20 protein-coding genes and 1 pseudogene are annotated in these 22,243 nt (G+C 56.2%); 13 read left to right on the top strand and 8 right to left on the bottom strand.

The annotated features are described in order from the left end of the window. Positions 1–141: 141 nt before the first annotated feature. From B208_RS0121740 to B208_RS0121725, 3 genes are all read left to right on the top strand, one after another. Complete coding sequence (locus tag B208_RS0121740) at positions 142–1,740, top strand: MFS transporter (protein WP_007981335.1); 1,599 nt, start codon at positions 142–144, stop codon at positions 1,738–1,740. A 325-nt stretch (positions 1,741–2,065) separates the two neighbouring features. Next, positions 2,066–3,136, top strand: coding sequence for a 2,3-butanediol dehydrogenase (locus B208_RS0121735; protein ID WP_026178019.1), 1,071 nt, complete (start codon positions 2,066–2,068; stop codon positions 3,134–3,136). Positions 3,137–3,457: 321 nt separating this feature from the next. Then, a complete protein-coding gene (locus B208_RS0121725) occupies positions 3,458–4,369 on the top strand; it encodes a M48 family metallopeptidase (RefSeq protein WP_007981341.1) in 912 nt (303 codons plus the stop codon). A gap of 15 nt (positions 4,370–4,384) precedes the next feature. Here the strand turns inward: B208_RS0121725 and B208_RS0121720 are convergent, their stop codons facing one another. Next, entirely contained in the window at positions 4,385–4,753 is a 369-nt protein-coding gene (locus tag B208_RS0121720) for a DUF7344 domain-containing protein (RefSeq protein ID WP_007981343.1), read from the bottom strand. A gap of 282 nt (positions 4,754–5,035) precedes the next feature. Between B208_RS0121720 and B208_RS0121715 the strand changes: the two genes are divergently transcribed. From B208_RS0121715 to B208_RS25110, 4 genes and pseudogenes are all read left to right on the top strand, one after another. After that, the gene (locus B208_RS0121715; RefSeq protein ID WP_007981345.1) at positions 5,036–6,220 is read left to right on the top strand and encodes a LolA family protein; all 1,185 of its coding nucleotides are present in this window, start codon (positions 5,036–5,038) and stop codon (positions 6,218–6,220) included. A 298-nt stretch (positions 6,221–6,518) separates the two neighbouring features. After that, on the top strand, positions 6,519–6,887 hold the full coding sequence (locus B208_RS0121710) for an ArsR/SmtB family transcription factor (RefSeq protein WP_007981347.1): 369 nt from the start codon (positions 6,519–6,521) through the stop codon (positions 6,885–6,887). Between the two features lies 1 nt (position 6,888). After that, positions 6,889–7,200, top strand: coding sequence for a DUF7521 family protein (locus B208_RS0121705; protein WP_007981349.1), 312 nt, complete (start codon positions 6,889–6,891; stop codon positions 7,198–7,200). Positions 7,201–7,534: 334 nt separating this feature from the next. Then, positions 7,535–7,672 (top strand): annotated as a pseudogene (locus tag B208_RS25110) (HalOD1 output domain-containing protein); the annotation flags it as partial. A gap of 252 nt (positions 7,673–7,924) precedes the next feature. Here the strand turns inward: B208_RS25110 and B208_RS0121700 are convergent. Beyond that, positions 7,925–8,158 (bottom strand): DUF7385 family protein, encoded by a 234-nt coding sequence (locus tag B208_RS0121700; protein WP_026178018.1) that lies wholly within the window; start codon positions 8,156–8,158, stop codon positions 7,925–7,927. Positions 8,159–8,735: 577 nt separating this feature from the next. On the opposite strand from B208_RS0121700, the gene B208_RS0121695 reads away from it, so the two are divergent. Next, the gene (locus tag B208_RS0121695) at positions 8,736–9,281 is read left to right on the top strand and encodes a ferritin (RefSeq protein WP_139025525.1); all 546 of its coding nucleotides are present in this window, start codon (positions 8,736–8,738) and stop codon (positions 9,279–9,281) included. A 590-nt stretch (positions 9,282–9,871) separates the two neighbouring features. On the opposite strand, the gene B208_RS0121685 is transcribed toward B208_RS0121695, so the two are convergent. The 4 genes from B208_RS0121685 to B208_RS0121670 form a co-directional block, all read right to left on the bottom strand. Beyond that, a complete protein-coding gene (locus B208_RS0121685) occupies positions 9,872–11,971 on the bottom strand; it encodes a type B DNA-directed DNA polymerase (protein ID WP_007981356.1) in 2,100 nt (699 codons plus the stop codon). A gap of 4 nt (positions 11,972–11,975) precedes the next feature. Further along, complete coding sequence (locus B208_RS0121680) at positions 11,976–12,248, bottom strand: hypothetical protein (RefSeq protein ID WP_026178017.1); 273 nt, start codon at positions 12,246–12,248, stop codon at positions 11,976–11,978. Further along, complete coding sequence (locus B208_RS0121675) at positions 12,235–12,912, bottom strand: hypothetical protein (RefSeq protein ID WP_232423920.1); 678 nt, start codon at positions 12,910–12,912, stop codon at positions 12,235–12,237. The genes B208_RS0121680 and B208_RS0121675 overlap by 14 nt, the downstream gene beginning before the upstream one ends. Positions 12,913–12,987: 75 nt before the next feature. Further along, entirely contained in the window at positions 12,988–13,989 is a 1,002-nt protein-coding gene (locus B208_RS0121670; protein ID WP_007981359.1) for a Cdc6/Cdc18 family protein, read from the bottom strand. Positions 13,990–14,769: 780 nt separating this feature from the next. On the opposite strand from B208_RS0121670, the gene B208_RS0121660 reads away from it, so the two are divergent. Both B208_RS0121660 and B208_RS25170 read left to right on the top strand, forming a co-directional pair. Further along, positions 14,770–15,189, top strand: a complete 420-nt coding sequence (locus B208_RS0121660) for a hypothetical protein (RefSeq protein WP_007981361.1) — start codon at positions 14,770–14,772, stop codon at positions 15,187–15,189. A 345-nt stretch (positions 15,190–15,534) separates the two neighbouring features. Further along, positions 15,535–16,134 (top strand): Cdc6/Cdc18 family protein, encoded by a 600-nt coding sequence (locus tag B208_RS25170; protein ID WP_081460923.1) that lies wholly within the window; start codon positions 15,535–15,537, stop codon positions 16,132–16,134. Between the two features lie 488 nt (positions 16,135–16,622). Here B208_RS25170 and B208_RS0121645 read toward each other — a convergent pair whose 3' ends face one another. Together B208_RS0121645 and B208_RS0121640 are read right to left on the bottom strand one after the other, a co-directional pair. Further along, entirely contained in the window at positions 16,623–17,027 is a 405-nt protein-coding gene (locus B208_RS0121645; protein WP_007981365.1) for a hypothetical protein, read from the bottom strand. Further along, positions 17,024–17,905 carry a ParA family protein gene (locus B208_RS0121640; protein WP_007981367.1) on the bottom strand — a complete coding sequence of 294 codons (882 nt, stop codon included), beginning with the start codon at positions 17,903–17,905 and terminating at the stop codon, positions 17,024–17,026. Before B208_RS0121640 ends, B208_RS0121645 begins: the two co-directional genes overlap by 4 nt. A 1,441-nt stretch (positions 17,906–19,346) precedes the next feature. Here B208_RS0121640 and B208_RS0121630 point away from each other — a divergent pair. The 3 genes from B208_RS0121630 to B208_RS0121620 all read left to right on the top strand — a co-directional run bounded on the left by B208_RS0121630 (position 19,347) and on the right by B208_RS0121620 (position 22,080). Then, the gene (locus B208_RS0121630; RefSeq protein ID WP_007981368.1) at positions 19,347–19,955 is read left to right on the top strand and encodes a class I SAM-dependent methyltransferase; all 609 of its coding nucleotides are present in this window, start codon (positions 19,347–19,349) and stop codon (positions 19,953–19,955) included. Positions 19,956–20,226: 271 nt separating this feature from the next. Next, positions 20,227–21,198 carry an NAD-dependent epimerase/dehydratase family protein gene (locus B208_RS0121625; protein WP_007981370.1) on the top strand — a complete coding sequence of 324 codons (972 nt, stop codon included), beginning with the start codon at positions 20,227–20,229 and terminating at the stop codon, positions 21,196–21,198. Between the two features lie 267 nt (positions 21,199–21,465). Continuing rightward, a complete protein-coding gene (locus B208_RS0121620) occupies positions 21,466–22,080 on the top strand; it encodes a class I SAM-dependent methyltransferase (RefSeq protein ID WP_026178015.1) in 615 nt (204 codons plus the stop codon). The last annotated feature ends 163 nt before the right edge of the window (positions 22,081–22,243 follow it).

Here is a 22,243-nt window from a genome sequence, read left to right as displayed (position 1 = left end):
CGGTGATACTCAGGTCTATGCTATTTGGGGATCACGGTGGTATTTCGCTGTATGCCTCCAGATGGGTCTGCTTCCAACGGAAGTTCTCGTCTCTCGACTGACGTACAGACGAGAGTACGATACTGGGGGCCAGCAATTGCCGTGAGTCTGACGACGTTCATCGTGGTCATCAATGCATCCCTGATGAACGTGGCGATTCCCACGATGGTGGACGAGTTCGATACCACGGTGACCGCGATTCAAGGGGCGGTCGCGCTCTACTCGCTGGTGATAGCGGCGCTGATTCTCCCGGCGGGTACGCTGCCGTCTCGGCATAGTAGTCGTCGTGTAATGACAATCGCACTGCTCGTCTACGCCGGTGGGACGATTGTGGCGTCGATTAGCTGGAATACGACGGTCCTCTACATCGGCTGGTCGTTCATCGAGGGGTCCGCGGCCGCCGTGTTGTTTCCCCTGACGTTCACCGTATTGACGGTCAGTTACGAAGACAACGACCGGGCGAAGGCATTCGGTCTGTTGGCTGGCGTGAACGGGGTCGGGTCGACTCTCGGGCCGATTATCGGTGGTGCACTAACCACGTACGCCAGTTGGCGGTGGGGGTTTACGCTCCAACTCATCGGTGTGGGAGTTATTCTCTTCTTCGTTCGGTACGTGAATCCGAACCCACTGTCAGAAACAGGCGAATCGTTGGACAAAGGCGGGACTGCTCTGTCCATCGTCGGTGCAACGTCGCTCGTCACCGGATTCCTTCTCAGTGGGAAGTACGGGTGGCTACTCGTGAGGCGACCGTTTTTCGTCGGCGACGTGCAGCTCAACCCGTTCGGCACGTCGCCGACGATCTGGTTCCTCGGGGTCGGACTGCTCGCGTTCGCCGCGTTCGTTCAGTACGAACGCCGGATGGAACGCGCCGACCGGGAACCGCTCGTTCCGCTGAACGTACTGACGAACCGCTCTTTTTTGTCCGGTGTCATCACGTACAACATTCGCTCGATAATCTCGGCTGGCTTCATGTTTATTGTCCCGGTCTATCTCCAGGCCGTGCTCGGATACACCGCCTTCGAAACCGGGGTCGCGTTGTTACCGTACTCTCTCGCGTCGGTTCTTTTTTCGGCGTTTACTCCCGGTTGGCGGAAGTACATCTCGCCAAAGACGCTCATTCAGGTCGGCATCGTCTGTATCGGCGTTGGACTGGTGCTGTTGTACGAGCAGACGGGGCCCGATCAGACGATCAGCACGATGGTTATCCCGGTGGCGCTGTATGGTGCCGGTGTCGGACTCATACTGGCACAGATCACCAATATGACGATGTCGGCTGTCCCGACCGCGGACTCCGCGGAGGCGTCCGGCGTCCTGAATGTGAGCAGTTCCATAGGATTTTCCCTGGGGACGGCAGTCGTCGGCTCGTTTTTTCTCGGACAGTTCTACGGCAGCGTCGTCGACGGCGTGCTGCGCGTACGGAACGTGACGGTCTCGATGAAGCAGCGGTACGAGTTGATAATCGCGCTCGAAGATGCAGCAGAGACGGCGACCGAAGCCACGCAACGGCAGTTCCTGGCCCAACTCACCCCGTCACAACGTCGATTGGTCAAAGGTATCTTCGAGGCCGCGATGTTCGACGCGCAACGGGCGGCGCTGCTTCTCCTCGTACTGTTCGTGCTCCTCCTGCTTATCGTATCGACGTTCTTGCCACGACGGATTCCGGAAGCCGATGAACGAACCGGCCAGCCCGAATCAGAGTAGTTTGCTAGATGGTTTGGAGGAGAACTATGTCTGTACCATCAGTGGTTACGTTGGTATTCTCCGCCGTGGCTACCCGGTGAGAGGCGGATACGCTCGAAACCGACCTTCTATCCGCGCACCGACGGCTTGTGAGGGCGCGAAGATGGAACCGTTGAACGAAGGAAGTCGGGGCCGCGAGTGTGCATCTGATAGCGCCAGCTGAAATAGTTACAATAGCTACAATAGGTAATCTGGGTGATTATTACCGACCGGTCATCCGTCCCGCGCTGACTTCTCGTGAAACCACCACAATTGCTATCATGGATCGTGGTGAAGCTGTTCTGTTATGCAAGCTGCACGGTGGCATGGACAACATGATATTCGCGTCGAAGAGACGGAGGAAACGAGTGTCGGAGCAACGGATGTGCGCGTAGCGGTCGATACGTGTGGCATCTGTGGCTCCGATTTACACGAGTACGCGGCGGGACCCATATTCATCCCTGAAGGGGAGCCGCATGCGGTTTCGGGTGAAAAGGCGCCCATTACGATGGGACACGAATTCAGCGGTGTCGTCAGCGAAATCGGAGCGGACGTGGAAGATCTCAGTGAAGGTGATGCGGTGGCGATCAATCCCATTCTCTACTGTGGCGAGTGTCGCCAATGTCGACAGGGAACGTATCACCTCTGTGATTCTGGTGGCTTCATCGGTCTGTCCGGTGGCGGCGGTGGGTTCGCCGAAAACGTCGTCGTGAGCGCGGAGCAAGCAGTCCCCCTTGGAGAGGATGTTCCGCTCGAACACGGTGCGCTCGTCGAACCGTTGAGTGTCGGGCTCCACGCCGTTCGTCGTTCCGGTATTAGCGCTGGCGACACTGTCGCAGTCTTCGGCAGCGGTCCTATCGGCCTATCGGTGATTCAGTGTGCACGGGCGGCCGGTGCCAGACGCATCTTCGTCTCGGAACCTCGGGCGGCCCGCCGCGACCGAGCGGCAGACTCCGGAGCCGACCATCTCATCGACCCGACTGAGGTGGATGCCGTCGGCGAAATACTCTCATCGACTGACGGTGGCGTCGATGCAGCATTCGAAGTCGCTGGCATCGAAGCGACGTTCAACGCCGCGCTCGAAAGCACCCGACCGGGTGGAACCGTTACCGTTGTGAGCATCTGGGAAGAGACGGTGAATATGCCTCCGAATACGGTCGTCCTCGGCGAACGAACGCTCACCGGGACGCTCGCATATCTGGGGGGACCACGCTCGAACGAAGAATACGGGATGGTTATTGATATGCTCGCGGACGGGACACTCGACCCCGATCCGCTCGTTACCGACCGCATCGAACTCGATGATATCGTCGACGAGGGGTTCGAATCCCTCCTCGACGAAAGTAGCGACCAAGTGAAAATCTTCGTCAAACCGTGATTTTTCACCGCGGCTCATTTGACATCTCTATCTGACGAGCTCTCGACGACGCGGCTGCGGCAAACGCGGGCGGTCGTGGTTCACGGCGGAGCAACCCCACGACGGTATCCCGAACACGTTCACGAGAAAGTACGACGAAATCGTGGAGAAATCCGAGGTCTTCTATTATGTTTTCGAGGTGAAACGGATACTCGATATCGACGCGTGTCTCGCCGATATTCCGGCGAAAGCCGCCGTCTGGACACAGACGAGCGATTAGGACGTCGGTCACCTCCTCGATAATCGATTCTATTATTATTCCTCCTGTGAGTGTGAAGTTATATGACGATTTCGCTGATCGTTCGTGCGTGGGGAATCACGCTCGGGCTATTGGCCGCCACGCTCCTCGCGGTTGCAGCTGTCGTTCGGACAGGTGCCCCCCTCCCTGTCGTTGGCCTCGGGCTGTTCGTGTTCGGTATCATCGCCTTTCTGTCGTACCGCTCCGGTGGTCGCTACGAGTTCGAACACGAACACGCCAGACCGTTCGACCCCAACGAGTTACCAGACGTTCAGCGGGCGGTACTCGAAGTCTGCGAAACTGCGGGTCGTCCCGTTCCTCGAATCGTCCTCATGGAGATGGACGCGCCGGGTGCCGTCGTCGGCTACGACGACGGTGAACCCGTCGTCGCGTTCGACCCGCTCCTCCCGCAAATCGTCGGGCGAGTAGGCGTGAGTGCGTTGTTCGCACACGAACTCGGTCATTTGGGAACGGATATCCACACGGACGCGATCCGTGCGTACACTCCCCAGATACTCGGTTTCAGCGCGTTCTGGCTCGTCCTTCTTGCAGGACGCGGCCCGTTCGTAGCCGCCATCGGGTCACTGTTGTTCAGCGCCCTCGCGTTCATCGAAGAGCGACCAATCCGCCTCGTTCGGTATGCACTCGGGTTGGGTGTCGAACCACTCGCGCTCGCGCTGAGTCGGTATGCGAATCGAATGGAAGAGTACCGCGCGGACGCCTACGCCGCCCACGTCGTGGACCCCGAAACGCTCGCCGATGCGCTCTATCGAGTCGCAGCTATCGCAACTGGCGAGAACATCGAGGATATCGCGGGTCCGATTCCGTGGAACACGGATCGTTCACTTCTCTTTTCCTTGTTCGCAACCCATCCATCGATAGAAAACCGCGTGGCTCGACTCGGCTGTGATATCCCCACGTGGGCCAGTCCGTATCGACCGCGTCAGATCGCATAACAACACTGTCGGGTATCACTCGGTGTAGTACCGCTGCGGTTCGACGAGAGCAGTAAAATCGAAATCGGCTTCGAGTATCCGCATTCGACCCGTAGTATCGACGGTCCGTCGATCATCGCTCGTGTATTCGAGCAGTCCGTGGTCCACGAGTTTCGGCAATTGGGCGTGTGATAGCGATGTATACACCGGTTTCATCGACTCCTCATCGACCTCCGACACCGGGACATCTGCTTCCCACGCGGTAGTCTGGCGCGCGAGTTCGGTGAGCGTCACCGGGTGATTCTGCTGTCGGAGATACGCTAAGACGAACTGGCGACGAGGGTTCCGAAGTACGTCGAAGACGGTATCTGGCGAGAGCGTCTGTTGGTCGTTCGGTGTTTTCATTACTGCACAGGCATATGATACGAAGTGGAGTAAAACCTTCTCCAATTCTCACGTGCTGAAAACACATTTATTACTAGCTCATCAAAACAAAACGAATTGGGGCTCGTCCGACTCGATTCGGTCGAAACCGTGAGCGACTGTTTTCCGCTGCGCCACCCCTCGCTAGTGGCTTCCTCGTTTTGCACGGTCGGCGGGAACCGTCGGTGCTCGCCGATCATCCGGAAGTAATTCGCCGCCAGTTATTCGACACGCAATTAAACCCTCGCTCAGCGTGGTAGTAGTATGAGCCCCACGCGACTCCGATTCAACCGACGCACATTCGTCGCGCTCTTGCTCCTCGGCGTCGTGCTCTCCGCGGTCCTCTGGGCCGCGGGAGGTACGATAGACGACGCGAACCCTTCGGTCGACGCCAACGTGACCGAGCGCTACCGCTCCATCGACGCGTTCACAGGCACGCGGGCGGTCACGATGCGGACTAACGGCACCGTCACGTCTCGAAACGTCGCCACCGTCACGCTCGTCCCGGGAACCGACCGGAAACGAGTCCGCTTCCAAAACGCATCGGATCGACGGTACGAACTGCAGGTCTCGAACGGTTCGACGCTTTGGCTCCACGATATCGACCAGAACGTCGTGACGACCGTCGAGTTGACGGGACCACCGACCGATTCTCAAACGGCCGTTCGACTCCAACGGCTCGTCGCAGCCGCGGGGCTGACCGACGACGCGGGGCGACCCAAATCCATCGGCGTGTCGCCGTTACCCGCCTTGCCGCGACACGCCGGTGCCACCCCCCAGATGGACGGAAACCGTAGTTACGCCGTCGAGTTCGTCAAGACCGGGACCGTCGGCGGGCGAGACGCGTACGTACTCGACATCACTCCCGCGGACAACCGGAGCGAGGACAGCTACCGACAGCGGTTGTGGGTAGACACCGAGCGATTCTACCCGTTGCGCAAGGAGACGGCGTGGACCGTCAACGATACCCGTCAGTCGGTGACGACGACGTACACGAACGTGACGTTCGACCCGCAGGTGTCGGCGGACACGTTCCGTTCCGAGATAGACGACAACACGACGGTGCGGCGGCCGGATACTCCGAACACGGAGTGGTACCGGAGCCGCGCCGACTTAGAGGCGCAGAGTTCGATTGCGGTGCCGGACCCGACCGTGCCGCCCGCGTTCGAACTGGTCTACGCGACGCAAACGACCGGCCGCATCGAGGGGGTCGGCCTCCGGTACGCCGCTGACGGACGCGAACTCTCGGTTGCGAAGTTCAACTACACCCTCGACATCGAGGAGGACGAACACGACGTGACGATCGACGGACAGCCGGCGACTATCGACCACGGAACGACCAATTCGCTCTCGTGGAACTGCAACGGCTACGGCTACACTGTCCGGGGAACCGGTGTCAAAATCGACCTCATCGTCGAAGTCGGCCGTTCGGTGGGCTGTCACGCCTAAAATCGCGCGAATTTCCGGGTCAGAAACTCGCCCTACTTTTATATTATCTAACGGCACCTTCATCGAAATGCGATGGGTGCCAACGAATTGATAGCGTGCAGCCACACCGGAAGTACGGTGATGTGCCCTCTGACAGCACGAGGCTACCCATCGCGGTCACCGTTGACGTACCAGCCCCTCCAGAGTAACGCCGTATCGCTGCAACACCCCCGTCATACTCCCGGAATCGGTCGCCGCAACCGTCCGCGTTCAAAACCCATGGACCTATTAATCCGACAGGCAGTCATTCGACCGAAACGTGAGTGAGGATCCAGCGCTGGGTGAGCTTCTCGATATCCTCAGTGACGAGTACGCCCGGGAAATCCTCGCAGCAACGAGTATCAAACCAATGTCCGCACAAGAGCTTGCCGACGAATGTGAGATGTCCAAACCGACGGTCTACCGCCGAGTGGAACGGTTACAGGGACACGGACTCCTCGAAGAGCAGACCAAGATTCGGACCCGCAACAATCACTACAGCGTTTATACGGCCACGCTGTCGGAGGTCTCTATCGAGTTGGACACCGGGTCCTTCGAGGCGGCCGTAACGCGCACTGACGAATCGTTTCCCGGGGAACGGGAGAGCGACACCGCCGACCGCTTCAAGAAGATGTGGGAGGACCTCTGAGATGGCACCTGTAGCCACCGTCATCGATTGGGTTATCATCGCGCTCGCCCTCGGGTCGACGCTCGTCGGTAGTTACGTTGGCTATCAGGCCTACCGTGGGTATCGCCGCCACGACAGCCGAACGATGCAAGCACTCTCCATGGGCCTGTTTTTCCTCACTGCCGTCGCGTTCAGCATCGCCTTCGTCGGTTCGCTGCTACTCCGCGAGGGCTACCTCGGTTTGCAGTACCAGCAACCGCTCACGCTCGTCACGCGACTGTTTCAGTTCTTCGGCGTTCTGCTGATCGCCTACTCGCTGCATTCGCGCGGGTAGCCCATAGCGGAACCGGATGCCCGGGGGGAACCGATTCCAAGGCCCGTTCTGTCGTCGCTACGGTAATGGATGTTCAATCGAAGTGAGCACTCCGTTTCTGTTGGCCGACTGTCCACCTGGTAGGAGAGTTTGTTGATCGTTCAAAAAGAATGCTATATGTTACCGAGTAACATCTAAAACCTATAGTACACCTTGCTTGGGCAGAGCGTATGGAGAACACGTCATCATCGCAGCCAGAGCCATCGATACGAACGACACACTCAGATACTGAGTCGATTACTGCTGCCGTGGTGACGGCGGTGACTGAAGCGAATGGGACGGCGCCTGCGACCCCTTCTACGAGGTGATTGACCCCGATGCACTCGAGGATCTCTATCAGCATGGCTCACCGATGGTGAGCTTCGAGTATATCGGGTTTCACGTTACGATTGATTCTGATCGCACGGTTTCCGTTGCTGACATAGATACGTAGAGTGCTCCGAGTTGGAGCTGTTCACATCCGATTCATTACCGCCGTCACCGAGGTTCTATCTCGCCTGCACCAGCGCTTCGTGGTGAGGTTGTTCTGTGTACGAAACGACCTGCAGTGAGGAGTTGTACTCAATCACGCCATAATCGACAAGTTGGGCAGATGGAGATGATGGAGACGAGTTTACAATTGTTACAGAGCGTATATTTGGCGCCATCGCCGTCTGCTTCGGAGTGACGTGGTAGTCCCCTTCGACTAATGTCTGTGCGTGAAGATCAATGCGCGATCGTCTTCGACGCCGACGCAGAGGTCGAGTTGCAATGAGAGGTTGAGGCTCGTCGGGTTCTGCTTGCAGACGACGAGGTCTTCGAATGGTTCGTCGCATGCCGGACATGCCACTGAAACCGTGTTCTGGTACGACTTGATCGACTGGTTCTCCTCCTGGGGCGTTAGTGACGACACCAGGGACTTGAGGTCTACCTCGTCCATGCCCGTCGAAACGAATTTCTCCCTCATAAACGCTTTGCAGGTTCAGATCGACCAGTCTGGGACCGAATCTCCACTCGGTCGGCTCGCCGTTCATCATTCCACTACGAGGGAATGAGGAGGGAAGTAGACGCGAAGGGGATGCGCCACGAGACGACGGGAGATTTTCATCCAAATTGTGGGACCAATGTGAGCAAGCCGACTATGGCTACGAACCACTCGATCTCGATTTGAGCGCACTTCGTACTCGAACAGAAGTATTCGTCGACCGAATGGATGCACTCGTAGATCAACTACAAAAGGAAGACTGAGGAAAGTCAGCAGGTTGAGGACAAGTATCTCAACGTCCTCGAACACGCGAAGAACGTCACCAAGACGAACGACGTGATGGTCGCACGGTTGGTCTATCGAGAGGTGGCAACGCACTATAGCTGTCAGGGGTGTTGTGCCGGATACAGAGGGCGTAGTCAGTATCTCCAGAACTGCACATACCCATCACCCATCCATCATATACTTCGAATAGGGGTTGGTTTCGTTGACCCCAACAATGATGCCATGGCCAAGCGTTAACCTAGACGTTATGCTCAAAGATTCGCTCGAGGAGGCATTGAACGAACAGATCAACGCTGAACTCTACTCGGAGTACTTGTACCTCTCGATGGCGGCCTACTACGAGGATGAAGGTCTGCCCGGGTTCGCGTCGTGGATGCGGGCCCAGGCCGACGAGGAGCGTGCTCACGCGATGCGAATTTATGACTTCGTCATCGAGCGCGACGGACGAGTTACTCTGGATACTATTGACAGTCCGCCAAAGGAGTGGTCCAGTCCGTCTGACGCCTTCGAGGCAGCCTACGAACACGAGGTCGAAATAACCGGGATGATCAATGACCTCGTCGCACTCGCCCGTGAAGAGAACGACAACGCGACCGAGAACATGCTCCAGTGGTTCGTTGCGGAGCAGGTCGAGGAGGAGGCGACAGCACAGGCCGTTCTGGATAAACTCAAGCACGTCGGTGACGACGGTCCCGGCCTCCTGATGGTTGATCAGGAACTCGGCCAGCGTGGTGGCGCCGGAGGGGACTCGGGCGGAAACGAAGCGTCCACATCTGAGCCCACGGGCGAGTAATCAGAGACAGTGGCGTCGAACTTCCGACGACACATGGTGAATAAGCGCGTTCTATTCAGCAGTAGCTGGTCGAACTACCAGCACTCAGCTAAGACTGGGCTACCGAATAGGAAGTATGCAGCAGGCCAACTGTCTGGTTGGAGATGAAGTGAGGAGTCGTCATTCCTCCGCAAGGACGACTTCGGGCATGTCATATGGCCCGTCGACCAGCGACCAGTGGGGTCCATAGAATCGAGCCGCAAAGCGCATGCCACCGTCGGGGGCTGGCAGCCAGTTTTGCACCTTCTCGGGGGTGTCCGGTTTCTCGTGTTTCACGTGAACCGCCTCGGGGTCAAGCCCCGAGGCACTCGGCCTGCTCCGCCTGTAGAGTGCGAACTGCCACACCGAACCACTATATCAATTCGGCTATGCTTAGTACATATGTCTGCATGGGAGGACAACCGCGGCAATCACCTGCAGTGGCAACTCACTCTCGGGCAGCTCAGATACCTCCCGCTCCGGTGCTGGTGCACGATTGTCAGTATGAAGCCGTGGCACTGGGTACTGTTGATTGGTACACCATCCGGGCTCGCTCTCGCAGCATACAAACGTTACCTAAACGACGTCAAACTCGACTCGGTATACTGCTCTAACTCCCGTTCAATATCCAATTCTCGCCACCCAAGCGGTGACAATACACTCGCTGTCGCACGAACCAACAACTCCCGATAAAACTCGACATCATACTCGTCTACCTCCTCACTTGCCAATTTCACCCGCTCCCGCGATTTCTTCGAATCGTCCACCACCACATACGAGACACTCTGACCAGGCGCACGCGCCAACCCCAAATCCGCCGCCCGCTCCAGTGCCGCCACACTCCGCGTCGATTGCGTGTAGTCCTCCCGCTTTTTCGAAACACGATTCGTGATCACCAACTCACTCGGATCGACTACCCCACGCTCAAGACGATTGACCCACGACCGTAGTTCCCCACACACCGCCTCTGGATCACGATACGCATCCACCGCTCGAATCAACGCTTTCTGCGCCTCATCGATATACGACGGCGTACTCCGCTGGCGACACTCGATGCCCCGATACTTGTACGCGTCCTCATCAGCGACCTTCCCGAAGTACTTCGTCAAGGCACCAGCATCCGAATCACGCAATGGCACAAACGCAATCCAGTCGTAGTGCGCTTCGTGTTCGAGCCGAATTTCCACTTCTTCAGAAATCTCCGAGACAAGCTCCGAAAGCGACGTCTGTTCCTCGCCTTCGATCGGCGTCACCCACACACTATCGACGATACCATGCACAATGCGCCACCCGTTCTCCTCGAGCACTGCTTTCGTCTCCAACAGAATCTCCCGAGCATACGCGTTGATCGCCTCGTGGCACTCGATCCGTCCGAACTTCGCGTTCGAAAACCCCTGATAGCCGAAACAGGAGACCAAAATCCACTTGATCGCACTCGATTGGCCTTCCAACTCGTCGCGACGTTCTTCGTCCTCAGTCTCCCGAATCTCGGCTTTAATCGCATCACGATCTTCGATCAACGGCTCAAGCACATCCGGAAGGTACCCACGCTCATCACAAATCGAATACCCGATGCCCGGCACATCTTCTCGACCAGCATGGCACTCACACCGAATCTTCTCAGGGCTCACATTCCGCGTGACGATGATACTCGGATACAACGAGGAGAAGTCGAGTTCGTGGACATCCTCGTGCAGCCCGACGTCCGGTGTAAACGTGAACCCACCTCGGTCGGCGTCGTGCAACTGGCGCATCGTTTTGAACTGCTCGTGTCGCCACGAACGCCACGGGACAAGCACATCCCGTTCACGAGCTTCTTGGATCTGAATCCCGGTCAGAACATTCCCAATCGAGGACCATGCCAACTCCTGCAGCGGTTTGCCCGACTGCTCGACGAGATACAGACAGCCGTCGAGATTCGTCTGATTCCACATGAACGTATTCGAGCCATCGATGATCACCCGACCGGGCAGATTGTAGCGTGCCGGGGAGTGCCCGACTTGCCCGTAGCTTTCGTAGGTCGATTCACCCGCCAACTGCTGCCATCCGGGTCGTCGTCCAAGCTGGAACTCTACGTCGAGTCGGTCGGCCTGCTGGAAGAGGATGGGAATGAGGTCACTGGTGTTCAGGAACAGAACGTCGGGGTCAACCGACTCAACACGAGCCGACAATGCCGTTAACACGTCCGCACCACTCCCAGTCACCATCTCATCGTCGATCGTAAGTTCAGTAACTTGCTCACTCGCAAGCTCCGTCTCCGACACAGCAATCTGCATCTTCGAGAGTTCGTGTTTCGGCAACGGATCGATTCCTTCTTCGAGACAGTAGCGGAACTCTCGCGAGAAATCAACGTTGTAGCAGCGATACTCACCAGGAGAGCCCCACTTGCTCACCATTCGTGCCACTGAATTCACCGCCTTGAGGTCAACTACATCCACTCGGAGTACTTGCTCGGGGTCGTGCCGAAAGCTCACGCGTCCCTCAACCACAGCAACCCGCGTAACGGCAGGATGGTCCCGAAGTGCAGCACGTGCCGTCGAAAAGTCGCCATCACCATGGACGGACACATGGATCGTCGGCGTGTACGATTCATCTACTTCACATTCCACCCCCGACTCGGTTACCGACCACCTGAACACGTCGCCGTCAACGGAGTCGATTTTGTACACCATCGTCTCATTCCCGATCGTTGAGATCCTGCTCGAGATGGTCGAGACGGTCTTCGAGGTCGTCAATCTGCTTTTGCTGTTCGAGGATAATCGAGACGAGAGCGGGGATTTCTACGAGCCGAGGCGTCTGCAATCCGCTCGCATCCGCGTGTGCCCGTGCAAACTCGAACAGCCGGTCGAACACCTGCTGGTCAGCACGACGAAGGCCGCGTCGATACTCCCCCCATCGATTCTCCATCGCCCGAAGGAGGTCACGATACGTCGAATTAGTTCGCCCCATGGAGGCTCACCTCCGTTCGAGTGGTGGCACTCGCACCTTCGATAGATGGATGCCGCGTCGTGAGCACCTGTTTCCAAAACGCGAATGTCGTCTGCACCAAGCCGTTCTCCAGCGAGTAGACCAGCGTTTCGAAGTCGTCGCCGGTAAATCGAGGGCCGAACGTCGTCCCTCGACAACGAACGACGTCGTCTACCGCCGCTCGAATCGGTGCGGTAAACGAATCGTCGGAATCCAGAGTCACTAGAATCGGACTGTCGGTTTCACCCGCGAGTTCGGTGACGAACTCGAGACCCGCTGCCAGCATCCGTTTTCCATCACCCTGACCCAAGTCGTCGGAGCGGTAGAACCAGTCGAACGCGGGGAGAATCACGAGCGTCGTGTCAGCCGTGACGGCCGACTTGAGGTCCTGCAGAAGGCTCGAATGTTGCCACGGCGTGAACGCACGAGCGATACGAATGCGGTCGAGCAAGCGCATCGATGGTGCAATTCGTGCGAGTGGCTGTGTGGCTCCGTGTCTCTGTGCATCAACCCAGATGGCAGAGCCATCTTCGAGCAAGAGGTGGTCGAGAACGAGCGACTGAAGTGCACCAGTCGTTCGGTCATCCACTTCGAGAAGTGTTATTCCACTGCCGAGCGTCGGAAGCGTCGGTGAGTTCTGATTCATCATCACGAATAGACGTGTCTCTCGGTACAACCATAGGCAAGACTGGGTCGTTTCCAACGCTTCCGAAAGCGCGAATCAGCGGAGTTGGTATGTTCGCGCTCGATTCTTCCCATCGGCCACGACGAGCCGATAGTGCTCCATTTTCGAGAGGTGATTTCTGACTGTCCGATTTGTTTTCGGATTCTCGACGCGTTCCTGATATGCCTCGTAGAGTTCCCCTGGATTGAGTTCACCCTCTTCTTCCAAAATGTCGTAGAGGGCGCGCTGATGAGCGTTGAGTTGACTGATCGTTTTCTGCCGAACTTCGCGCTGGCCATCCGGGATTGCCTCATCAACGATATCGGTTGAAATGTAATCCAGACCACTCTGGTCGGCGCGACGTGCCGCGTTCCTGAGAATGCCGATTGCGACCCGTGCATCACCCGCTGCTGCGTCTGCGATCAGTTCGAGTTCCTGGTTTCCGATTGCGCCTTCCGAAAGTCCCCATTGGACACGAGCACGAAGGATCGAAACGAGTTCGTCGAGGTGGTACTTTTCGAACGGAACGCGAACACACGTCCGCAACCGGCTGGCCAATCGACCGTCGAGATGGGAAAATAGCTCGTCCTCGCGGTTCGTAATGAGTACCATCGAGATGGTCGGCATCCGATACAAATCATACAAGACGCTCTTGTCTTCGAGTTGGTCGACTTCGTCGAGGATGACGATGAACTGTGGTCCATCGTACCGCTGAAGACGGTCGAGGAGTTCGTCTTTCGGTGTCGATCGACGATGGATGTTGACAGTTTCGCCAATGCCTTCGAGAATACGATAGAGGACTTGAAATCGCGTGTAATCCTGCCAGCAGTTGACGTACTGGCGGTCGATATCGAGAACGTTCTCACGTAGTCGCTCGATGGTGAACTTCGCGATACAGGTTTTCCCCGCGCCGGACGGTCCCAATAGGAGCGATGTTTCGCCGTTTTGACCGTCCATGATGGGTTTGAGTGTATTCGAGAGGGTGTTGATCTCGGCGTTGCGATGCTCGACCTCTTCCGGGACGAACTGTGGTTGCAGGACGCGAGCATCGTGAATCATTGTGTTGTCCGTGTCTATTCCGCCCGCGATAATAAACGGAAGTGGGCAAGTTCCAATTCTTCCGAAAACATCGTCCGTTCAGGAGCGGTATTGACGACACCCAATAAGAAGCAGTGGTATCTCGACCGTTTTCCACACTAGATCGAAGCGACGATCTGGATGCCGTAATCAAGTGTGACGCTGGTTCGATCGTCTCCTGAATAATGATTGACAAAACATGACGGCTTCGCTATTCAGCCCCGTAATCAGTGAGTCGGAGTTTTCCTTCGACTTCGTAAACATGGCCCTTATTGTACAATCGTTCGATGATATCTTCGGCAGCAGGCCGCTCGAGATCTTCTTTCTCAGCTAGAATAGCATAGGTTTGCTCGTAAGTAAGTTCACCACCGGGTGGGAGTGTGCTCGCGAGCGCATCAAGTGCTTCTTGCGCAAGTGGAGTGAGCGGCGACGTCTCGTTTGGACCCATACGTGCGACCAAATTCGAGGACACGACAGGTAAGCCCTCGGACAGAGTCCACTCGTGACACTACCTAGCTTATCGTAACAAGGGGAACGAGCAAACGACGTGGAAAGATGGGTTGGTCTGGGCCAGGAGCTCACGTCGTCTACTGGGGTACGCTGACTGCAATCGACGCTTCGTATCCGATGGATAAAGACGTCAGCCAACCAGAGCGGAAGTAAAACTGAAGATACGGGAAGATTCGCGGCACTAACAACGTCGAGCCGAGAGCGCATTGCCAAGGCGAATATCCATGAGTTAGTATGCTATACTAACCGCCAATGCCCAACACGATCAAGCGGTCCGGCGATGGCCTCGCTCTCCAAGTCACAAAGCCTGCCCGAGCCGCTGAACTCGTCGAAGAGGCCGACGACGAGCCAACCCGTCTCGCAGACATCCGCGTATTCGCATTTGACGGCCTTCTTCTTGTCGTCGACCTCGACCGAATCACCGACGAGAATATCGTCGAACTCGCGACATCAGCCCCGCTCGACACCGTCTCGATCCACCGAGTTGCAAACGCTTCACTTCAGATCGCAGGGAACGGCTATCAGGTCCAACTGCCGGGTGCCGCAGATGCAGGATTTCACGTCGGTGATCGAGCACCCTGCACACCAGCGCCAAATCTACTCGTGATTGCAGCAGATGAATCGGGACGAGTGGCAGCCGACATAGCGACGATTCGTCGAGAGCAGGTGTGAAATCGTCCGCTCTTGGTTAGTATAATATGCTAACGGAAGACGGATCCCCACACCCCTCGTTTTCAGTGAAAACAGAACCGCTAGCTGATTCTCAACTACTCTACTAGTTTAACTAGAATGTATAGTAAGTATCTATGGGTAGAAGCAATATTGGCGGCGTGGTTATGAGGGTGAAAATCGGTTGTAGTCGTCGTGTTTTTCACTGAAAGCGTGGTGTCTGACAATGAAGCCATTCCCTCGCTTTTAAGTTATCGTGTTCTGCTCGAATCAAGTAGGTATTCACTCGACTGTTTTCACTGAAAATGAGGGGTGTCTCTCGTCGCTTTTTGACCACTAACCGTCCATATCCATCCGTATGATGCCGGGCAAATCCGTGAAATTCTGAGTAAACGGCGAGATACATTCCAACCCGATGTTCTCGAAGATGGTGTTATCCCACGCGTAGCAGCGCTTGCCGCGCGTGAGCATGGTGACGCACGGAAAGCAATTGTAATTCTCTCGAGCACTGGAAAGTTGGCTGCTCGGAATAGCGTTTCTAGTGTCACAGAGGAGCATGTCGATGCAGCACAGGATTATGCGGAAATGTCGCGGTTCCAAGAGCTAATTCGGGGATCGACTCCCCATTCGAAATATATCCTATTCGCGCTCGCCTATCTCCAGAAATCTTCCCTGAAACAAGCATTCAACACAGGCGAGATCTACCGTGTGTACGAAGACGTCTGTAAGAGTGAAGGAACTGATCCTCTCAGTCACCAGCGAGTGCTGGAACTGTTGAAGGTATGGGCCTTTAGTGACGTCACTGAAAATCGGCATACTGATGGTGGCAAGAGTGAAGGGAGCTATCGGGAACGCTCCCTCTTGCGCGACTCGGATATGGTTCTCGATACTGTATTTGAACAGCCAAAAACGAAGCAGAATATCGTGTTTGATCTTCAAAACAGCTGATCCTACGTTGAACATTCAAGAAAGCTGTTGCTGGTTCAAATAACCTATTCTAGCTGAAGTTAGTATCCGATACTAACACCGAATCGTTTTTCTCGAGTTTGCTCTCCGTCAGATCGTGCCAGGACTGGTCTGTAAGCGTAGTTCGCAAATTTTCTGACTGCTGCGATGTCTGAGATTCGTACGATTCGCACGAGTCGGTAGAATCGCACGATGTTTAAACATCCTAACGGTTAAACGACTGTGACATTCTCGCACGTCTTAAGGGGGGAGCGTCAGCGAGCGTGTAGGGCAGGGTATTTCACAAAGACGCTGTTTTCCAGCGTGACTTTTCCGACATCGAACCCAATGAAGTTGATATGAACATCGATCTCGAGAAACCGTATCGTGGAATGCAGACTGCAATCTTTGATAGTCTAGATGATGCAGGCCGCCTGTGTGCTTGGTAGACCGAGGACGAACTTTTGGAATGTGCTGAAGCACTCCCCTAGCTACTGCTCTTCGTCGACACCGCGTGCGTCAAGGATTAACTGTGCCATCTTTTCGGGATTTTCCGCCGCTAACCGAACCATCGCATCGTGAACTTCACGACTCTCGTGATTCCGGACACCAGCATCCCGCAACTCTCGCGTCATCTCTAAATCACGTGCATCCTCAAGCTCCTGCCACGATTCTTCGCGTGTGTAGATACTCCGTCGGAGATCTGGAGAAAACTCGAATGCGGGCGTCTCTCGTGGGTCTTTTGGTTCTTCTGACGTTTTCGATTCGTGCGACTCGTGCGATTCGTTCGATGTTTGCGATTCTTCCGATGCGCCAGACTCGGACGAACTGCTCGAAATTGATGGCTTCTCTGTTCCCTCGTTGATTGCATTTTCGAGATCGTCAAACGCAGTCATTTGTGCACCACCTCCCCCTGCTCGACGATTTGAGCGAGCTCGTCGTAGGCTTCGAGCTGATCGCACGCCTCATCGTAGTCTCGAAGTGGAACACCTTCATCGTGCGCACGATCGATCGCCGCTCGGTGTCGAATCCCCGGAAGATTACCGTTTTGTTTCCCTTGATCGATCGCTTCCCAATCATCACTGGTTATTCGTGCATAGTTCGGTACGAGCTTTGAAACACCATCCCGATTGTTGATCTCCTTGAGGAGTGACCGGTCGCGGGTATCTTGGTCGATACGATCTTGTAAGTCCGTGGGTGTAATCGCGAGGATGTTCAACTCAAAGTACTGCCGTGCTTCTTGAACGAGCCGTTGAACAGTGCTAGAGAGCCCGCTTTCATACCCGCTCTCTGCGCGAAGGGGGATGATAATGTTCCCTGTTGCGTACATGGCGTTGTCGTTCAACTTCCCGCGATTTGCTGGACAGTCGACCACAATGTACTCGTACTCGTCACCGAGAAGCGGATTGATGAGGTTCTCCTTGAGTCGTGTCGTTCCCATTGTCGCTTCCTTTAGCCCACTCTGGACGTCTTCGAGTTGCACGTGGGCAGGGAAAATATCGAGCCCGTGGCTTACTGTTTGAATGTATTGCGTTGGATCCTCTCCGTTGATAAGAACGGCTTCGGCGTGATTCTCTTCGGCACTATACTGTTCTGTGAATCCGAGGTTCTGGCTCATGTGGCCGTTGTCGTCGAGGTCGACAACGAGAGCTGAGCCGTTTCGATGAGCTAACTCACGAGCGAGGTTAATCGCCGTCGTTGTCTTTCCGAACCCGCCTTTGAGTACGCCGACAGAAACGGCGCGCGGTTCTCCGCTGTTGTGTTCCCCTGCCATGATTGATTCTCCTGCACTCAACGAACTCCACGATTCGTGAGATTCGTACGAATCGCAAACATCGCTTGAATCTTGAAGTTCGTAAACTTCGCGAGTGCCTCTGTTCCAACCATCTCATCAGAATTGTATAAACGTTATGTGCGAATCGTACGAATCTCGAGAATCGTAAACATCGTACGAAGTCTACCGGTAGAGCGTACGGCCTCCCCCTCGGGACTTGACCCTGTGACGGTTCACTGTACAAAATCTTCTCCACCAGTCCACAAGCTGAGAGACGGGCTGCCCCTAACGAATTCTACGAGTCGTACGAACCGTAAACATCGTTCAAATCGTAAACATCGCACGAATCCCAAAGCTCGTCAACTATGCGCGTGCCTATGCTCCAACCGTCTCATCAGGATTGTATAACTGTTATCAGCGAATCTCGCGAATCGTAAACCTCGCGAGAATCTTAAGCTACGAGACTTGCCGTCGTCGGTTCAGGGGCTAAGAAACAAAGCTATTCTAACGAACTGTACGATTCCTATGAATCGTAGACTTCGTACGAATTACAAACATCGCACGACTTTCAAAGTACGTGGTCTTCTTACGTCGGTTCAGAGGTGAGAAACAAGGCTGTCCAACGAACTCTACGAATCGTGAACATCGGTCGAACTTCTCACATCGCAATTAGCGATATACCCAAACTTATCCCATATGCTAGTTTGCGCCAAGACGTGATAGTTGGGTCATGACTGCATCTGTCCACATGTATAGCTCCTGCTGTAGCCACTCCGTGGTTTCTGCAAGTGGTTGAGCGACATGCAAATACCTGACACCACCACTATTGACAGTGCGTGGATACCGAGTGACCAACTCCTGCTCATATAGCGACTGCAGTTGCTTCCCAATCGTACTCTGATCACGGTCGAGAATTTCCGCGATTTCAGCATCGTGCTGTGGGGATGATCGAGAACAGTGAGGTATACACGGAATGCTGCTATATGGACTCCACAGACTGTGGCCATCGTCTCCGTGAGCTCCAATTCGGATTTCTCATCAAGCAGTTGTTCGAATCTCACTACACGTTCATCTGGGAGTGTTGTACCTCTTTATTGGAAGATACCACACTCACCGCCGCACGAACTAACAACTCTCGATAAAATATGTAACTATGACATCAATAATCGGGAGGTCGTTTCCGCAAACGTTCAGAAGGTCGTTGGCACGCGCTCTCTCGACTACCTGCTAGTGTTCGCTTTCGGGATCGTATTTCGGTTCTACCTAATCCAACGGGCGGGTCGAGTCAACTCCGTACCCACGACGCACAGAGAAGCTGCTATCCGAAAAGTCGCGGGCAACTGGTAAATATCTGGGTGCTACCGGAGAGGTGGTCGACTTGATCCCACGGGAGTGAGTAGACAGGGTGATAGCGTGGGGATTCGATGGTCAACACAGACGAATGACCGACGACTTCCACAGAGATCTGAGCCACCTCACTTGGGAGGAAGTGTACGATCGACAGGTTGCACGCGATGAATACGTTTCCAGGTGGCTCGACGAGATCTCGCTCGAAACTGGTGACGTGGTCGTCGAGGTCGGGAGCGGTCCCGGCCACACGGCGCTACGCACGGCTCAGCGAGTCGGACCGTCGGGTACTGTGTACGCCGTCGAGAGAAATGGAGACGCCCTCCGCTACCTCCAGAGGACGATGGGTAAGACAGACGTCGGAAACGTGGAGCCGATTCACGCCGACGCGGAGGCGCTCCCTGTTCGGTTCAACCGGCCGGTCGTCGCGCTCCTCACGTACGTCCTCCACCATGCCGACCACCCGACGCGTCTGCTCGCCGAACTCTCTCAGGCACTGCCCACCGAGTCTCGCCTCTTCGTCTGCGAGTACCACCCCAACGGCCCTGGTGAGGAGGGACCACCTATCAATCACCGACTCGCGCCGGATCGACTCCACGACTGGCTTGGGGACACCGGATTCGAAGTCGACCGATTAGTTGGCTTCGAAAACGAGAGCTACGCCTTCGTCTGTCGACGCACCGCGGGCGACTCCGGGCTGTAACGCTCCACTCGTGGGCGAGGGGAATCTTGCGCACGGAGGCGGCCAACATCAACTTGGGTAGCGCAAGTGGAAGCGATGAAGATCCGGCTGATGGTATCCACGGCGAACTCGCCGTTGAGGGCGGTGAACTCGAGCTAGTCAGCGACGTCGAGCGCACCGACCCCGACCGCGCCACCAAACTCCTCGGATGCGACACGCATGTCGCCCGGACGAGAGCCGAATCAGTCCGGTATCCAAATTCTTTTCGTGAGGACTAGCCATTGCGCTACCCATGCGAGTTACCGTCATCGGAGCCACCGGACACATTGGCACCTACTTGGTGCCACGACTGGTGCGGGCAGGCCACGAGGTCGTCGCAGTCAGCCGGGGAGAGCGTAATCCCTATCAAGACGATAGCGCGTGGACCGACGTCGAGTCGGTCGAAATCGACCGCGAAACCGCCGAGGAACGCGGCGAGTTCGGCGAGGAGATTGCGGCCACCAACCCGGACGCCGTTATCGACCTGATCTGCTTTGAGCTGGAGAGCGCCGAAGCGCTCGTCGCGTCCCTACGCGGTGAGGTCCAACACCTACTGCACTGTGGGACGATCTGGGTCCACGGTCCCAGCGACGTCGTCCCCACGACAGAGGACTCCCCTCGCACGCGCCGGCCGCTCGGCGAGTACGGACGAAAGAAAGCCGAGATTGAGGCGTACCTGCTTGATGAGGCGCGACGGAACGACTTCCCGGCGACCGTCCTCCACCCTGGACACATCGTGGGCCCCGGCTGGGAGCCCGTCAATCCGGCGGGCAACTTCGACACCGACGTGTTCTCGCGACTCGCGCGGGGTAAAGAAGTCGCGCTCCCCAACTTCGGACTCGAAACCGTTCATCACGTCCACGCCGACGACGTAGCACAGGGCTTCCAGCGTGCGCTCGAGAACTGGTCAGCGGCCGTTGGCGAGAGCTTCCACGTCGTCTCGCCGCGGGCGCTCACCCTCCGCGGCTACGCCGAGGCCGTCGCCGGGTGGTTCGGACGAGACGCCGACCTCACATATCTGCCGTTCGACGAGTGGGCCGATCGACCCGAATACGACGAGGAGGACGTCGAGATGACCGAGGAACACATCCGATACAGCCCAAATATGAGTATCGAGAAGGCGCGCGAGAAACTCGGATACGAACCGCGATACACCTCGCTCGAAGCGACCCGCGAGGCGGTCGAGGCTCTGATCGAGGCCGGAGAGGTCGACTCGAGCGAGTAGCGCACCCGCGCCGGGAAACTCTAGACTAGAAGCGGTCACGACTGCTCGGGCCACTCGTCCTCATCGGAGTCGTCGACGATTAGTGTACGAGTACGGAAGTATCGTCGTCACTGTCGATCCGTTTGAAGAGATGCCGCGACGTTCCTTCGGGACAGTGTGCTGAGTAGTGAAGGGAATCTATGAAGTCCGTATTGGGACGTGGGGCGGAGTAAACAAGAATAGATCTGGAGAGGTATTGACAAGGGTGAGGGACGGTATGGTTACTGTATGACAACGTGGGACGAGCGGTTTCGTACCGGCGAATATTCATCTGAGCCGGAACCTTCGCCAGTATTGCGCGAGTACGCTGACGAGACGTCCGACGGACGGGCACTCGATGTCGCCTGTGGTACGGGACGCAACGCGGTATTCCTCGCCGACCGGGGCTACGAGGTGGATGCGCTCGACCAGTCGATCGAAGGGCTCCGTATCACCAGAGCAAATGCGCGGGAGCAGGATGTCGCTGACAAGATCAATCTGGTACAGACGGATGCGACTCAGTTCGACTATCCGGAGGAGTATTACGACGTAGTGACGGTCAGTTTCTTCCGAACGCTCGACCGACTGAGTGACATCAAGGCGGCGCTGAAACCGAACGGGTTGTTGTTCTACCAGCATCACCTCCGTTCGGAGCCACCAGCAGAGGTAGGCCCGAGTACGGACCGGTACCGGTTTTGCTCGAACGAACTGCTCCACGCCTGTCTCGACTTGACTGTCTTGTACTACGAGGAATCGAGCGAGCAGTGGGAAGGAAAACACTCAGCGACCGTCGAACTCGTCGCTCGCAATAGCCACGGCGGAACCCAATCCTATCCAGAGACACAGTGGCCGCCCGTGCGATAAGTGCCAGCTCGGTCAGGGACGATGGACCGTATGGCCGATATGCCTCTGTCTCCAGCACTGCTTCACAACCTCGGAGGATGAAAATGATGTGTGTCTTCCCTTCAGTGAATTGATGTCTGACGAATCTCCTGGCGACAGAGTGTTTCTACATTAACGATCGATT

It is taken from the genome of Haladaptatus paucihalophilus DX253, assembly GCF_000376445.1.
Classification (GTDB): Archaea; Halobacteriota; Halobacteria; order Halobacteriales; family Haladaptataceae; genus Haladaptatus; species Haladaptatus paucihalophilus.
This window is presented reverse-complemented; position numbering and strand designations above follow the sequence as displayed.